The sequence below is a fragment of the Neomesorhizobium albiziae genome, from assembly GCF_900114255.1.
Taxonomy (GTDB): Bacteria; Pseudomonadota; Alphaproteobacteria; order Rhizobiales; family Rhizobiaceae; genus Neomesorhizobium; species Neomesorhizobium albiziae.
In genome coordinates, this window is sequence record NZ_FOSL01000013.1 from 115,948 (window position 1) to 132,176 (window position 16,229).

The window sequence follows — 16,229 nt, forward strand, 5'->3', positions numbered from 1 at the left end:
ACTGCAATGAAAATGGCCGGAATCGTTGACGCCTGCGATGTGCACGCATAGAGCATGCCGTCTTCGGCGGAAGTTCCGCCCAACGAAAAGGGCTCTCGACATGACGAGATCAAATACCATCGATCTCAACCCCGAACTGCTTGCCGCCGCCGCGGAGAGCAAAGCCTGGCCGTTCGAGGAAGCCAGGAAGATCGTCGAGCGCTACAAGGGCCGCGATTTCCCCGAAACCGTCCTGTTCGAGACCGGCTACGGCCCTTCGGGCCTGCCGCATATCGGCACGTTTGGGGAAGTGGCGCGCACCACCATGGTGCGGCACGCCTTCCGCGTGCTGACCGGGGACAAGGTCAAGACCAAGCTCATCTGCTTTTCCGACGACATGGACGGCATGCGCAAGATTCCCGACAACGTGCCGGACCGCGCATTCCTGGAGCCCTACCTGCACATGCCGCTGACCGTGGTGCCCAATCCCTTCGGCGGCGATTATGCCAGCTTCGGCGATCACAACAACGCGATGCTGTGCCGCTTCCTCGACACCTTCGGCTTCGACTACGAGTTCGCCAGTGCCACCCAGTATTACCGCTCGGGCCGCTTCGACGAGATGCTGCTGCGCGCCGCCGAGCGCTACGACCAGATCATGGCGGTGATGCTGCCGACGCTCGGCGAGGAGCGCCAGGCGACCTACAGCCCCTTCCTGCCGATCTCGCCGAAGTCCGGCCGCGTGCTCTACGTCCCGATGAAGCATGTCGACGCCAAGGCCGGCACGATCACCTTCGACGACGAAGACGGCGCCGAAACCACGCTCTCCGTCACCGGTGGCAAGGTGAAGCTGCAATGGAAGCCGGATTTCGGCATGCGATGGGCAGCGCTTGGCGTCGATTTCGAAATGTTCGGCAAGGACCACCAGACCAATGCGGTGATCTACGACCGCATCTGCAATATCCTCGGCGGTCGCGCGCCGGAGCATTTCGTCTACGAACTGTTCCTCGACGAGAACGGCCAGAAGATCTCGAAGTCGAAGGGCAACGGGCTGACCATCGACGAATGGCTGACCTATGCGCCGACGGAAAGCCTCGGGCTCTACATGTTCCAGCGGCCGCGACAGGCCAAGAAGCTGTATTTCGACGTCATCCCGAAGGCGGTGGACGAATATTATTCCTTCCTCGCGGCCTATCCGCGGCAGGAATGGAAGGAGCGGCTCGGCAACCCGGTCTGGCACATGCACGACGGCAATCCGCCGGCGATCGACCTGCCGGTGCCGTTCTCGATGCTGCTCAACCTGGCGACTGCCTCGAACGCGGAAAACGCCGGCGTCATGTGGGGTTTCATCTCCAACTATGCGCCCGGCGTCACCCCGCAGACGCATCCGCATCTCGATCGGCTGGTCGGCTATGCCCTCCAGTATTTCCGTGACTTCGTGAAGAAGAACTACCGCGCGCCCGACGACGTGGAACGCGACGCGCTGGCAAAGCTGTCGGCGGGTCTCGGCCAGCTGCCGGCCAATGCCAATGGCGAAGCGATCCAGAACGCCGCCCTCAACGTGGCGCGCAAGGTCGAGCGCTACCAGGACCATTCGAAACAGAGCCCGGAAGGCGGACCGGGCGTTTCGGGAGGCTTCTTCCAGATGATCTATCAGGTGCTGATCGGCCAGGAACGCGGGCCGCGTTTCGGCTCGTTTGTCGCGCTGTATGGCGTCGAGGAAACACGGGGTCTGATCGACAAGGCGTTGACCGGCAAGCTGGCCGCTTAGCGCGCCAACCGGCCTGAACATCAGACAATTTTCGACTTAGACGGAAACTGCCCCTCACCCTTACCCTCTCCCCGTAAGTACGGGGCGAGGGGGCGTCGGCGTTACGGCCAGCCTCCTGGCGCTGCCTCATATGGAATTACGCTACTGGAGCGGAACCTCTGCCGGGTCCGCTTCAAGCACGGGCAGTTGCGCACCGTCCGGCAACGGAGCCGTTTCGATACGCACCGGTGGCGGGCCATAGACGCCCTTCGCGGCGGACTGCGCCTTTTCGCCGAGTTCGGCGTAAGGGCCACCGGCAGCGGCGCGCGCCCAGCCGTTCTCGACCAGCCATTCGCCCATATTGTCGGTGCCGATGCGGCACTCCGCGGTGATCGCGCCGGGCTCAGCGCCTTCCGGCATCGCACAGATGACCGCTCGCCCGCGCAGGAAGGAGCGGAACGCCGTCCTTGCCCGTGCGCCGCATGGCCAGGAATCGCCCTTGAAATTGCATGTTTCGTCAGCGTCGACGGGCTCGGTTCCAGCGATGGTGACCGAGTAGCCCATTGCCTCGAAAGTGCCGGCCGCGTTGCTGATCGGGCGATGGAGGCTGGTTCCGTCCCAGTCCGCCGGCCTTTTGATGTCCGGTTGCTTCGCCTGGCCGAGGTCGCTCAGCGGCGCACGCGGCTCGACGCGCTGGTAGCGGGCGGTGGTTTCCGGCGCGGGTTCGCTTTCGGGTTCGGGCGGCTGGACAGCCGTGTCAGGTTCGCCTTCCGCCGCCGTGTCGTCGGGTTCGGGCAGTTCCAGCATGGCAGGATCGATCTCGTCGACGGTGATTGACGTCGCCTCGCTGTCAACCAGATTTCGCCCGCTGGCGACGATGCCAACACAGAGCAACGCTATCGACGCCATCGCGCCAAGGGCAACAGCAGGCCGCATCACGCCCTACTGGCTCGCCCAGACGATGCGCGCCACCCATTCGATCTCCGGCGTCGGGATTTCCCGGTTGGGGTGTTCGGGGTTGAGCGACACCAGTTCGACCGACTTCGTTGTCTGCCGCTCGAGCAGCTTGGCCATCACTTCGCCCTCGCGCGTCTTGACCACCACGCGGTCGCCACGACGCACGGCCGCACCCGGCCTGACGATCAGCACGTCGCCGTTGCGGTAGAGCGGCAGCATGGAATCGCCCTGCACCTGCAAGGCATAGGAGCCGTCATCATTGCGCGACGGCAATTCGACCAGATCCCACCCCTGCCCCGCTGGAAAACCGGCATCGTCGAAGAAGCCGCCGGCGCCCGCCTGGGCGAAGCCGAGCAGCGGCACCGAAGAGGTCTGGCGCGGCAACGCGTCGGAGGGCGCCGACGGCTTGCCTTCGACAAGGCCCAGAAATTCGTCGAGCGAAGCGCCCGTCGCCTCGATGATCTTGGCCAGCGATTCGGTCGACGGCCAGCGCGGGCGGCCGTCGGACGACAGCCGCTTCGACTTGTTGAAAGCCGTCGAATCGAGCCCGGCACGCTTGGCGAGACCGGAAGCCGACAATGAATAACGTTCGGCCAAAGCGTCAATCGCGGCCCAGACGCGCTCGTGCGAGAGCATGGCTCCGCTCCCTGGGACAGGAAAAAATACCTTTTACCTACTTAACGCCGGCAGTCTTTCTTGTCCAGCGCCAGTACAAAACTTCCCACATCGACCTCCAGAATTTCCACCCGTCACCCCTGCTTGGCCAGTTCGCGCAGGCGGCCGTGCGAGGCCATGAAGATCTTTTCCGGCTCGGTCGGCGGGCGCGGGGTGATCTTATGGCCGAGCCCGCCGATCACCTCGTCGATCGCCAGGAAGCGGCGGTTGGAAAAATCGTAGATGCCGGCGGTGGTCATCACCAGCGCTGCCGTCTGCCCACCCTCAAGCACGAAGCGGTGACGGCCGATGACCTGCGTGTCCTCCCAGGTCTCGACGGTGGAGACCACGTCGAACCGCTTCCACAGCCTGATCTCGCGGACATAGACGGCCTGCAAACCGCCCATCATCGGCGCCCAGCCGTTTTTGCGGGCAAGCCCGAGAAGCCCGGCGCGCATGAAGATGTCGATGCGGCCGACATCGGCCAGCATCATGTAGCGCGCATTGTTCAGATGCAGGTTGGAATCGATATCGGTCGGCAGGCAGCGGAAGGTCAGACGGCTCTCATCGCCCATTCGGTAGCGGCCGCGGCTTTTCGCGGTCAGCGCCATCCTTGCGAGGCGTGCCCAGACATACATGGAAGAACTCCGTTCTTCCTTCTCCCCGTTCACGGGGAGAAGGTGGCCCGAAAGGGCCGGATGAGGGGCAACGTCAACTTCAGCGCTTTATCTTGCGCCCCTCACCTGCCTCCTGAGCCCGTCGAAGGGCGCACCCTCTCACCGAGAACTGGGGAGAGGAAATCTCTTCGCCCTACGCCGCTTCCTTGGCTTCCTGCCTGGCGTAGGGATCGAAGCGCTCATAGAACGTCTCGCCCTTGTCGGCCATGTCGATCAGAAGCTTCGGTGCCTTGAACTGACCGCCGAACTTCTTCTGCAGGCCCTTGGCGATCTTCACAAAGGCCTTGGCGCCAATGCCGTCGATGTAGGAAAGCGCGCCGCCCGTATAGGGCGCGAAGCCGAAAGCCAGGATCGAGCCGACATCGGCCTCGCGCGGATCGGTGACGATGCCCTCTTCCATGACGCGGGCAGCTTCCAGCGCGATTGTCGCGAGGAAGCGCTGCTTCAACTCATCGATCTCGACCTTGTCGGGATCCTGCTGCTTGTAGAGGTCCTTCAGGCCGGGCCACAGCTTCTTCTTCGCCGGCTTGGCCGGATAGTCATAAAAGCCCTTGCCATTCTTGCGGCCGCGGCGGTCGTGCTTGTCGACCAGTGTGTTGATCAGCGCGAACTGGTCCTTGTCCACCGCCTTGTCGCCGAGATCCTTGATCGTCTGCTTCATGATCTTCTGGGCAAGGTCGATCGCCGTCTCGTCGGTGAGCGCCAGCGGACCCACCGGCATGCCGGCCATCCTGGCGGCATTCTCGATCATCGGGGCGGGAACGCCCTCGATCAGCATCTGGAAGGCTTCGGCCATATAGCGCAGCACGCAGCGGTTGACGTAGAAGCCGCGCGTGTCGTTGACGACGATCGGCGTCTTCTTGATGGCGCGGACATAGTCGATTGCCACGGCCAGCGCCTTGTCGCCGGTTTTCTTGCCGAGAATGATCTCGACCAGCATCATCCTGTCGACGGGCGAGAAAAAGTGGAGGCCGATGAAGTTCTTCGGCCGCGACGAGTTCTTGGCCAGGCCGGTGATCGGAATGGTGGAGGTGTTGGAGGCAAAGATCGCCGACGATTTCAGCACGGCTTCGGCCTTCTCGGTCGCCACCTTCTTGACTTCCGAGTCCTCGAAAACCGCCTCGATGACAAGATCGCACCCGTCGAGCATGGCATAGTCGGCGGTCGGCGTGATCAGCGAAAGCAGCTTCTCCTTCTCCTCCGCCTTGGCGCGGCCCTTCTTGACCTGTTCGGAGATCAGGGTGTCGGAATGCGCCTTGCCCTTGTCGGCCGATTCCTGGTCGCGGTCGAGCAGCACCACCGGGATGCCGGCCTTGGCCGTGACATAAGCGATGCCGGCGCCCATGAAGCCGGCGCCCAGTACGCCGACCTTCTTGAACTTGGTGTCGGGCACGCCGGCCGGGCGGCGGGCGCCCTTATTGAGTTCCTGCAGCGAGACGAACAGAGAGCGGATCATCGCCGCCGCTTCCTTGGTCTGCAGGATTTCGGTGAAGTAGCGCTGTTCGATCCTGAGGCCGGTGTCGAACGGCACCAGCAGGCCCTCGTAGACGCATTTCAGGATGGCGCTGGCGGCCGGGTAGTTGCCATAGGTTTCGCGGCGCAGGATGGCGATTGCCGGCGGCCACAGATTGGCGCCCGCGGCCGCGTAGATCGGGCCGCCGGGCAGCTTGAAGCCCTTCTCGTCCCACGGCTGCACCGGCTTGAGGCCGTTCCTGATCATCGCCTTGGCGGCTTCGACCAGCTTCGCCGGCTCGGCGATCTCGTGGATCAACCCCATCGCCTTGGCCTTCTGCGGCGTCAGGCTCTGGCCGGAGGTCAGCATCTGCAGGCTTTCCTGCGGCTGCGCCAGGCGCGGCACCCGCTGGGTGCCGCCGGCGCCCGGGAAGATGCCCACCTTCACTTCCGGCAGGCCCATCTTCACCTTCTCGCTATCGGCGGCGACGCGGCCGTGGCAGGCCAGCGACATTTCGAAGGCGCCGCCCATGCAGGTGCCGTTGATCGCTGAAACCCACGGCTTGCCCGAGGTCTCCAGCTTGCGGAACAGGCCGGTCATGCGGCCGACATTGTCGAACAGGAATTGGACCGCCTTCTGGCCGTCCTTTGCCTTCTCCGCCTCGAACAGGTCGAGCATGCGGCGCATCATGGTGAGATCGGCGCCGCCCGAGAACGTCTCCTTGCCGGAGGTGATGACGGCGCCCTTGATGGTCGCGTCGGAGGCGACCTTGCCGACGATCTCGCCGAGTTCGTCGATGACGCTCTCGTTGAACACGTTCATCGACTTTTCCGGCATGTCCCAGGTGATCAGGGCAATGCCATCGGCGTCGACGTCGAGGGTAAAGTTCTTGTAGCTCATCGGGAACTCCCGTCCTGTTCGCTAAGCGCCGTCCAGGTCTGAGGACCCGCGTGGACGGCAAGGTTGAATTTGTGGACGCGCACGCTCATCACGCCGGCACGCACCGCCGGGTCGGCGGCGACGAACTTTTCCGCCTCTTCGCGCGAGCCGGCCAGGAAAATGCCGATGCCCATCACGTCCGGATGCATGTGGCCGTTTTCCAGATATTCGTCCGAACGGCCGGCCAGCAACACATTGCCGGCCGCCGCCTCGCGCTGCAGCATCTGAAAATGCGCGCCGACCGCATCCCGTTCCGCATCCGTCCACTTGGCGGGATCGCGCAGATCCTCGCGCAATTTCAGGATGAGCATGAAGGGCGTGCGGCCGTCGCTCATTGTTCTCAGACGCGCTCGATGATGGTGGCGGTGCCCATGCCGGCGCCAATGCACAAGGTCACCAGCGCGGTGTTGAGGTCGCGCCGCTCCAGCTCGTCAAGCACGGTGCCGAAAATCATCGCGCCGGTGGCGCCAAGCGGATGGCCCATGGCGATGGCGCCGCCGTTGACGTTGATCCTGTCGTGCGGGATGTCGAAAGCCTGCATGTAGCGCAGCACGACGCTGGCGAAGGCCTCGTTGAGTTCGAACAGGTCGATGTCCTCGAGCTTCATCTTGGCGCGCTTCAGGAGCTTTTCCGTCACATCGACCGGACCGGTCAGCATGATCGCTGGCTCGGAGCCGATGTTGGAGAAGGCGCGGATGCGGGCGCGCGGCTTGACCCCCATCGCCTTGCCGGCCTTCTTCGAGCCGAGCAGCACGGCGGCGGCGCCATCGACGATGCCGGACGAGTTGCCGGCGTGGTGCACATAGTTGATCTCCTCCACTTCCGGATGCCGCTGGATGGCGACGGCGGAAAACCCGCCCATCTCGCCGGGCATGGTGAAGGACGGATTGAGCGACGCCAGCGCCTGCATGTCGGTGGTCGGGCGCATATGCTCGTCATGGTCGAGGATGATCAGGCCGTTCTGGTCCTTCACGGGGATGACCGAGTTCTTGAAGTAGCCCTTTTCCCAGGCTTTTGCGGCACGCTTCTGGCTTTCGACGGCGTAGGCGTCGACATCGTCGCGCGAAAATCCGTATTTGGTGGCGATCAGGTCGGCCGAAACGCCCTGCGGAACGAAGTAGCCGGGCAGGCCGACCGACGGGTCCATGAACCAGGCGCCGCCCGACATGCCCATGCCGACCCTGCTCATCGATTCCACACCGCCGGCAATGACGATCTCGTCCGCCCCTTGAGCGATCTTGGCGGCGCCGAAATTGATGGCGTCCAGGCCGGACGCGCAGAAGCGCGAGATCTGCATGCCCGGAGCCTTGTTGTCGTAACCGGCTTCGAAGGCAGCAGAACGCGGGATCACCGAACCGGCCTCGCCGACCGGGTCGACGCAGCCGAAGATGATGTCATCGACGGTTGAGGTGTCGAGGCCGTTGCGGTCGCGCACCGCCTCCAGAACCTTGGCGCCGAGACGGACCGCCGGCACTTCGTGCAGGGAGCCATCCTTTTTGCCGCGCCCGCGCGGGGTGCGTACCGCGTCGTAGACAAATACGTCAGCCATTTCACTGCTCCTTGGTTCCGGTGCGGCGGCTCAGAGAGAGCGCGCGATCAGCACTTTCATGATTTCGTTGGTGCCGCCGTAGATGCGCTGGACGCGCGCGTCACGGTACATGCGGGCAATCGGATATTCATTCATGTAGCCATAGCCGCCGTGCAATTGAAGGCATTCGTCGACAATCTTGCACTGCAGGTCGGTGATCCAGTATTTCGCCATCGAGGCGGTGACCGGGTCGAGGCCGCCGTTCAGGTGGCGCTTGACGCAGTCATTGTAGAAGACGCGGCCGATGGTGGCCTCGGTCTTCAGCTCGGCCAGCTTGAACTGGGTATTCTGGAACTCGACCACGGCCTTGCCGAACGCCTTGCGCTCCTTGACGTAATCCACGGTGACGGCAAGCGCCCGCTCGATCATGCCGATGGCCTGGCCGGCGATCAGCAGCCGCTCCTGCGGCAGTTGCTGCATCAGCTGGACGAAACCCTGGCCTTCCTCATGGCCGAGCAGGTTGGCGGTCGGCACGCGAACGTCGTTGAAGAATAGCTCCGACGTGTCGTTGGCCTTGAGGCCGATTTTGTCGAGGTTGCGGCCGCGCTCGAAACCTTCGAGCCCGTCGGTCTCGACGACGATCAGCGAGGTGCCCTTGGCGCCCTTGGTCGGGTCGGTCTTGGCCACGACGATGATCAGATTGGCGTTCTGGCCGTTGGTGATGAAGGTTTTCGAGCCGTTGATCTTGTAGTGGTTGCCATCCTTCTCGGCGCGCGTCTTGACGCCCTGCAGGTCGGAGCCCGCGCCCGGTTCGGTCATGGCGATGGCGCCGATCAGCTCGCCGGTCGCCATCTTCGGCAGCCACTTCTTCTTCTGGTCCTCGGAGCCATAGTGAAGGATGTAGGGCGCGACGATCGAATTGTGCAGCGCGATGCCGAAACCGTCGACGCCGACATGGCCGAGTGCCTCGGCAATCGCGCTCTCATGCGCGTAAGTGCCGCCGGCGCCGCCATATTCCTCCGGCATCGAGGCGCAGAGCAGGCCCGCCGCCCCAGCCTTTTCCCAGGCCGAACGCTCGACGATCTCGTTCTTCTCGTAGCGCTCGTAATGGGGGGCGATCTCTTCCGACAGGAACCGTGACGCCATGTCGTAGAGCATGGTGACGTCGTCGGCCGCCCACACCGGCTTCGGCAGTTCGAGAATATCGGCGGGATTGGTCATGTGTTTCCTCCCAAAGGAGCGATCCAATCGCCCCCCTCTGGCCTGCCGGCCATCTCCCCCTCAAGGGGGGAGATTGGCAACGTCAAGCTCGGCGCGTTTCTGGTGACGTTGGAGATTTGCGGAATCAGCCGAGACAGCTGATCTCCCCCCTTGAGGGGGAGATGTCCGGCAGGACAGAGGGGGGCAACGTAGAGCACCTATCGATCCTCGTCAGCTAGCGGCCAACCCTGCTCAAAATGCCTCCGCCGGCAGCGCCATCATGGTATCGGCGCCGGTCGAAATTCGGGCAAGGTGCGCCGCCGTCTCCGGCATCACGCGCTCCATGAAATAGCGTCCGGTGGTGAGCTTGTTGTCATAGAACGACGATTGACCGTTGGCGCCCTCGGCCAGCTTGCCCTGCGCACTCCTGGCCATTTGCGCCCACATGTAGCCCAGCGCCACCAGGCCGAAGAGATGCAGGTAGTCGGTCGAGGCGGCGCCCGCATTGTCGGGCTTGGCCATGGCGTTCTGCATCAGCCACATGGTGGCAGCCTGCAAATCGTTGAGGCCCTTCTTCAGCGCCTTGGTATAGGGCGCCATCTTCTCGTCCGAGCGGTTTTCCTCGCAGAAGTCGCCGACCTCCTTGAAGAAGGCCTGCACGGCGCGGCCGCCATTGAGGCCGAGCTTGCGGCCGACCAGGTCGAGTGCCTGGATGCCGTTGGCGCCTTCATAGATCATGGCGATGCGGGCATCGCGCACGAACTGGCTCATGCCGTGCTCTTCGATGTAGCCATGGCCGCCGAAAACCTGCTGCGCCATCACCGCGTGATCGAAACCCTTGTCGGTCAGCACGCCTTTGATGATCGGCGTCATCAGGCCGAGCTGGTCGTCGGCCGCCTCACGTTCCTTTTCGTCGCCGGAGCGGTGCGCAACGTCGGACTTGATCGCCGTCCACAGGATCAGCGCGCGGCCGGCCTCGTTGAAGGCGCGCATCGTCATCAGGCTGCGGCGGATGTCTGGGTGAACGATGATCGGGTCAGCCTTCTTGTCGGGAGCTTTCACCCCGGACAGCGAACGGCCCTGGATACGCTCCTTGGCGTAGTTGACGGCGTTCTGGTAGGCCACTTCCGAAACGGCAAGGCCCTGCAAGCCGACGCCAAGGCGTGCTTCGTTCATCATCACGAACATCGCCTTCAGGCCGCCATTGGCCTCGCCGATGAGATACCCCTCGGCCTCGTCATAATTCATGACGCAGGTCGAGTTGCCGTGGATACCCATCTTCTCCTCGATCGACCCGCAGGAAACCGCGTTGCGGTCGCCCGGCTCGCCGCTGCCGTTCAGCTTGAACTTCGGCACGATGAACAGCGAGATGCCCTTAACGCCTTCCGGCGCGCCCTCGATGCGGGCCAGCACCAGGTGGATGATGTTTTCCGCCATGTCGTGCTCGCCGGCCGAGATGAAAATCTTCTGGCCGGAAATCTTGTAGGAGCCGTCGCCGTTGGGCGCCGCCTTGGAGCGCAGCAGGCCGAGATCAGTGCCGCAATGCGGCTCCGTCAGGTTCATGGTGCCTGTCCAGACGCCTTCGACCATCTTGGGCAGGTAAGTCTGCTTCTGCTCTTCCGAGCCGTGCGTGAGGATCGCCGCGATGGCGCCCTGGGTGAGGCCGGGATACATCATCAGCGCCATATTGGCCGACGACATGTATTCGCCGACTGCCGAATGCACCGTGTAGGGAAGTCCCTGCCCGCCGAATTCGGTCGGAACGGCGAGCCCAACCCAGCCGCCTTCGCGATACTGGGTATAGGCTTCCTTGAAGCCTGTCGGCGTCGTCACCTGCCCATCGTCGTGGCGTACGCAGCCTTCCATGTCGCCAACGCGGTTGGTCGGCAGCATGACGTTTTCGGCAAGCTTGGCGCCCTCGGCGAGGATTGCCTCGAGAATATCGGGAGTTGCGTCGGAAAAGCCGGGAAGGTTCGAGTAGCGCTCGTAACCCAGCACGTCGTTCAGAACAAAAAGCGTATCCTGGACCGGTGCCCTGTAGATCGGCATGCATCATCCTCCAACATGCGTTTGCCCGGCCCGCACGCATTTCGAAGGCATGGGGCCGCCGTTGGAAAGGGTTGTTAGCAAATTTTGACGTTTGCGTAAACGTCAATTTCTAATGCATCCAAAATTTTCCGCTTGCACCGATCTGGGCGAAGGCTCGAACGCCAGCGCCTTCGGCATTCGCTACAGGTTCTAGATTCACCACGGCACAAAAAAACGCCGCGCAACTGCACGGCGTTTTTCTTTAGTCAGGACGAAAGCCGCCGGTCAGGCGGAGGCGCTGACCGGGACGTTCTGGCGTTCGCTGAGCATGTCGCGGACGATCGACATGGCCTCGCTCAGTTCGCCGATCGCCTCGTCGATGGCCTGGCGCTGCTTCTGCAGACGGCCAAGCTGCTTTTCCGACTTGTCGAGCGCCAGCTTCAGCTGTTTGGCGTTCGAGCCGGACGGGTCGTAGAGGTCGATCATCTGCTTCACTTCGCGCAGGGAGAAGCCAACCTTGCGGCCAAGCAGGATGAGCTTCAGCCGGGCGTTGTCGCGACGCGAGTAAAGGCGGGTGGCGCCCTCGCGCTTGGGATTCAGCAGGCCCTTGTCTTCATAGAAGCGCAAGGTGCGCAGCGTCACGTCGTGCTTCTTGGCCATTTCGCCGATACGGATAAAGCCGTCCTGCATGTCCATGGAAATTTCATTGGTATTGGCCGCGGCGTCGACCGCCGTCATCGGTTTCATCATTTTTTTCGCTTTGCCCTGTTGGGGCGCCCGGCGTTGCCTGGACGCGTGAACGGAAGCCGTGGGGCTTTGTGGGTTTCCATTCGAGGTTTCGACAAATTCAGCGCAAGAAGGCGCGATCTGCATGCCTCTTACGTTTACGTAAGGTATATAACGATCGATCTTCCGCAACGCAAGCTCCCCAAAGCGCAACGGTGTCGCACCTTTTAACACTTTCTTTGCGTCTTGGTAATTTTGGTTAAGACCTTGTTTACCACGATCAGGGAATTGTGCGCATGTCGGTGCTCCGTGGTTATCCTGTATCGAATTTTTCACGGTTTTTCGGATCGAGGGCGAAAAGCCCCGGAAGACTGTCTTCCGCCGCGGCATAGCGCGGTAGCGTTCGTTCCCGGCACGGAATTGGGGGAAGCCGGGAAGGCGACCGGCATTGGTTGGCAAACGGGCGTTTCGATGAACAGCAAGCGATCCTATCTCGATTCACTCAATGCCGGACGGCAGCGCAGGCCTTACACCTCGCTGGAGGACCTGAACCGCTCGCTGGAAAATCTCGAACAGCGGCTTGAGCGAAACCAGGACTCTCGGCCTGACCCGTACGCACCGAAAGACGATTTCTATGCGAGGCCGCGCATGCCGGCAGCGGCCCGGCCTATGTCCGAAAAGCCTTACCAGTCGCTCGCCCGCGATCTCGACCGGGTGCGCAGCCAGGAAGACGGCATCGCCGCCGTCGGCAAGATCGCCGGCGAACTGAAGGGCCTGCGCGAGGAGTTGCACCACCAGATGACGGCCGGGCTGCGCCGCGAATTCGACAGCCTGCGCTCCGAAATCGCGCGCGCTTATTCCTCTCCGGCCTCCGCCAGGGCGGGAGCCGAGCTCAATGTCGAGTTCGAACGCTTGTCCGGCGCCATCCGCGAACTCTCCGAACGCAGCGACGACAGGAGCGTCAACCTCCTGCGCCTTAAGCTGGAGCAGGTGAAGGCAGCGCTCGACACCCTGGCGCGCGAGGAGACCGTTCTCTCGGTCGACCGCCGGTGGGACGATTTCGACCGCCGCTGGAGCGCCTTCGAAGATCGCGTTTCGGCCGGCTCGCTGCGCCGTGGCGAGGATCCCGAGATCGCCGCGCTCAACGCACGGCTGGAGCAGATCAACGACGCGGTGAACAATCTGCCGGAATCACTGTCGCTGCAGTCGCTGGAGGAAAAGGTGCGGATGCTGGCAGGCGCCGTCGATCATTTCTCCCGTCAGCAGGACCGCCGCGGCTCCGACGCGTTCGGCCAGATCGAAGAGCGCCTCGACGAGATTTCTCGCGCCATCGTGGCTTCCGCCGTCTCCAACCGGCCGCCCCACATCGATCCGCAGCCCTTCGAACGCATCGAGGCGCGCATCACCTCGCTCGCCAGGCAGCTGGAGGAACTCGTCGACGACCGCCCCAATGGCGAAGTCATCGACCGGCTCAACCTTCTGTCGCAGCGCGTGGATGAACTCGCGATACGCGCCGAGTTGCCGGAGCAGGCGGTCGAGCGGCTGGCGAGGCAGGTCGCCTCGATCGGCGAAAAGCTCGACAGGGCGCCGCAGGCCGCCGTCTCCGACCGGTTCCTTCAAGGCATCGAACAGCGTTTCGACATGCTTTCCGACATGCTGGACCGCCGCCAGGGCGACGCCATCGAGCACGGACAGGCGCTCTTCCGCGACCTGGAACGCCGCCTCGACGAGGTGGCCGAGCGGCTCGATCATCGCGGTGCGGCGGCAATGCCCGCCAGCGGCGAGATCATGGAGGCTATCGACCAGCGCTTCAACGATTTCGCGCGCAAGCTGGAAGACCGTGGCACTGCGGCGAGTGACGACGCGATCCGCGGCCTCGAAGCCCGGCTTGAAAACATCTCCGGACGCCTCGACAGTTCGGCCTCGCAGGTCGCCGGCATCGATCCCGACCTGATCCGCAATCTGGAAGCGCAGGTCGCCGGCCTGTCGGCGCATCTGGCTCGCCCGAGCGCGCCGATGCCCGAATTCGAGGACATCGCGCCGCGCCTGGTCGATATCGAGAAATCCATCGCCGGAAGCCGCGAGAGCATCCTGGCGGCGGCGCGCCAGGCTGCCGAAGACGCGGTGAAGTCGCTGGCGGGCTCCAAGACCAATGCAGCGGCGGTTGCCGGCCTCGCCGACGATCTCAAGGCGCTGGAGACGCTCACCCGCCGCTCGGACGAACGCAATTCGAAGACCTTCGAAGCGATCCACGACACGCTCTTGAAGATCGTCGACCGGCTGGGCTCGCTGGAAACCGGCACCGCCGAGCAGCCGCTGCCGCGCAAGCTGTCGCTCGACAACGCCCCCTCGATCGAGCCCGGCGACACCCATCCGGCCGATCCCGAAACGATCGAGCCCGAGATCGCGCGCGGCTGGGGACAGCCCGCTGTCACCCGTTCGCCAGCCGAGGCGGCGGCCGCTGCCGCGGTTGCGGCGCTGAGCAGCACCGGCATCCAAGCCGAGCAGGAAGCCGGCGGCCGCGTGCGCACGATGCTCGGCGGACTGTCGCGGGCGTTTGGCGGCAAAAAGGAAGCCGAGGAACTGCCGCTCGCCGGCTCGGAAGAGCCAACGATGGAAGCGGCAGCACCCAGCGTCGATCTCGACGAACCGCTCGACCCGAAAATCGCCAACCGGCCGCTCGAGCCGGGTTCCGGCGCGCCAGACCTCAGCGCCATCATGAAGCGGGTGCGCGACGAACGCGGCTCGCCCGCGAAGCCAGCCGATATGGACGCGGCCAAGTCCGACTTCATCGCGGCAGCGCGCCGTGCCGCGCAGGCGGCGGCCGCCGAAGCCGACATGCTGAAGAAAACCGCCGAGGGCGACGGCGAAGGCGGCCGGCTGAAGCTCGGCTCGCTGTTCCGCTCGAAGCGCAAGACGATGCTGCTCTCGGCAACCGCGATCATGCTGGCGCTCGCTGGCATGCAGCTTGGCAAGGCCTTCTTCGCCGACAGGGAGGTGGCCGAGCTGACGGCGCCGGATAGCGGCATCCAATCCACGGCCATGGCGCCGGCGGCCCCGCAGGCAGCACAGCCCGCACAGGACGTCGCCGATACCGGCGGCAGTGCATCGCCGGTCCGCACGGTCGACGCGACTGAACGCTCGCCGCTGGAAACGGCCTCGCCAGCCACCGAAGAAACCGCAGCCGCGATGCCGGCGGATACGCCGGAAATGGAAGCCTCCGCCGCGCCGCAACCCGAAGCAGCGACGGCCACCGCCACCCTGAAGCCCGAACTGCAGGACGAGGACGGCGCCGCCGCCGACCTGGCGACCGCCAGCACGCCGGCGCCGGCCGCGCCTGTCACCACTGCGACGGCGAGCCCCATTCTCGTGCCGGTCGAGGCCGGCCCGGTCCCGCTGCGCGAAGCAGCCGAGGCCGGCGACAGCAAGGCCATCTTCGAGATCGGCTCGCGCTATGCCGACGGTCGCGGCGTCAAGTCCGACATGAAGCAGGCGGCCGGATGGTACGAGAAATCCGCCGAGCTCGGCTTTGCGCCGGCTCAGTACCGGATCGGGAATCTCTACGAGAAAGGCCTCGGCGTCACGCGCGACGTGGCGAAGGCCAAGACCTGGTATCAGATGGCCGCCGCGCAGGGCAACGCCAGCGCAATGCACAACCTGGCCGTTCTGTTCGCGATGGGCGCAGACGGCGTTGCCGACAATGATTCGGCGGCGCGCTGGTTCACCCAGGCCGCCGAACTCGGCGTCAAGGACAGCCAGTTCAATCTGGGCATCCTGGCCGCCAAGGGCGTCGGCATGATCCAGAACCTCGAGGAATCCTACAAGTGGTTCGCCCTCGTCGCCAAGGCCGGCGACCGCGATGCCGCCGCCAAGCGCGACGAGATCGCCAGGGCGCTGCGGCCCGAGCAGCTGGAGAAGGCCCGCGCCGTTTCGGAGCTGTGGAAGCCAAAGGCCGTCAACGCCGAGACCAACAGCGTTGAAATCCCGGAATCCTGGCAGGAAAGCAACGCCAAGACCGCCAGCATCGACATGAAGCAGGTGGTGCAGAACATGCAGCGCATCCTCAACAAGAACGGCTACGACGCCGGCAGCGCCGACGGCGTCATGGGCGCCAAGACCAAGGCCGCCATCGCCACCTTCCAGGGCGACAATGGCATGGATGCGACGGGCGAAGTGGACGACAAACTGGTCCGCCTCCTGCTTGAAAAGAAATGAATTTCAGAGGCCCGGCGCGCATAATGCGCCGGGCCTGCCATCCCTTTGGAAGTGCTGCGGTTTTTTTTAACCAAGTCGTGTGCAAAGTTTGACTTCGCCGCAATGTCGGCGCAACTACGAATTAGT

Annotated in this window: 11 protein-coding genes; 2 read left to right on the top strand and 9 right to left on the bottom strand. The window is 63.9% G+C overall.

Annotated elements, in window-relative coordinates; translation table 11 throughout:
- Positions 1–100: 100 nt before the first annotated feature.
- Positions 101–1,747: a lysine--tRNA ligase gene (locus F3H98_RS19790; RefSeq protein WP_149762063.1), complete on the top strand. Its 1,647-nt coding sequence runs from the start codon at positions 101–103 to the stop codon at positions 1,745–1,747.
- 141 nt (positions 1,748–1,888) lie between these two features.
- Here F3H98_RS19790 and F3H98_RS19795 read toward each other — a convergent pair whose 3' ends face one another.
- The 9 genes from F3H98_RS19795 to F3H98_RS19840 form a co-directional block, all read right to left on the bottom strand.
- Positions 1,889–2,662, bottom strand: coding sequence for a thermonuclease family protein (locus F3H98_RS19795; RefSeq protein WP_149762064.1), 774 nt, complete (start codon positions 2,660–2,662; stop codon positions 1,889–1,891).
- A 6-nt stretch (positions 2,663–2,668) separates the two neighbouring features.
- On the bottom strand, positions 2,669–3,319 hold the full coding sequence (locus F3H98_RS19800; RefSeq protein ID WP_149762065.1) for a S24 family peptidase: 651 nt from the start codon (positions 3,317–3,319) through the stop codon (positions 2,669–2,671).
- A gap of 113 nt (positions 3,320–3,432) precedes the next feature.
- Entirely contained in the window at positions 3,433–3,975 is a 543-nt protein-coding gene (locus F3H98_RS19805; protein WP_149762066.1) for a thioesterase family protein, read from the bottom strand.
- A gap of 172 nt (positions 3,976–4,147) precedes the next feature.
- Complete coding sequence (locus F3H98_RS19810; protein WP_149762067.1) at positions 4,148–6,367, bottom strand: 3-hydroxyacyl-CoA dehydrogenase NAD-binding domain-containing protein; 2,220 nt, start codon at positions 6,365–6,367, stop codon at positions 4,148–4,150.
- Positions 6,364–6,741, bottom strand: coding sequence for a YciI family protein (locus tag F3H98_RS19815; RefSeq protein ID WP_149762068.1), 378 nt, complete (start codon positions 6,739–6,741; stop codon positions 6,364–6,366). Before F3H98_RS19815 ends, F3H98_RS19810 begins: the two co-directional genes overlap by 4 nt.
- A gap of 5 nt (positions 6,742–6,746) precedes the next feature.
- A complete protein-coding gene (locus F3H98_RS19820) occupies positions 6,747–7,955 on the bottom strand; it encodes an acetyl-CoA C-acetyltransferase (RefSeq protein ID WP_149762069.1) in 1,209 nt (402 codons plus the stop codon).
- A gap of 30 nt (positions 7,956–7,985) precedes the next feature.
- Positions 7,986–9,155 (bottom strand): acyl-CoA dehydrogenase family protein, encoded by a 1,170-nt coding sequence (locus F3H98_RS19825; RefSeq protein WP_149762070.1) that lies wholly within the window; start codon positions 9,153–9,155, stop codon positions 7,986–7,988.
- A gap of 231 nt (positions 9,156–9,386) precedes the next feature.
- Positions 9,387–11,183, bottom strand: a complete 1,797-nt coding sequence (locus tag F3H98_RS19835) for an acyl-CoA dehydrogenase C-terminal domain-containing protein (RefSeq protein WP_149762072.1) — start codon at positions 11,181–11,183, stop codon at positions 9,387–9,389.
- Positions 11,184–11,447: 264 nt separating this feature from the next.
- Entirely contained in the window at positions 11,448–11,909 is a 462-nt protein-coding gene (locus F3H98_RS19840; protein ID WP_149762094.1) for a MerR family transcriptional regulator, read from the bottom strand.
- Between the two features lie 450 nt (positions 11,910–12,359).
- On the opposite strand from F3H98_RS19840, the gene F3H98_RS19845 reads away from it, so the two are divergent.
- Positions 12,360–16,103 (top strand): peptidoglycan-binding protein, encoded by a 3,744-nt coding sequence (locus F3H98_RS19845; protein ID WP_149762073.1) that lies wholly within the window; start codon positions 12,360–12,362, stop codon positions 16,101–16,103.
- The last annotated feature ends 126 nt before the right edge of the window (positions 16,104–16,229 follow it).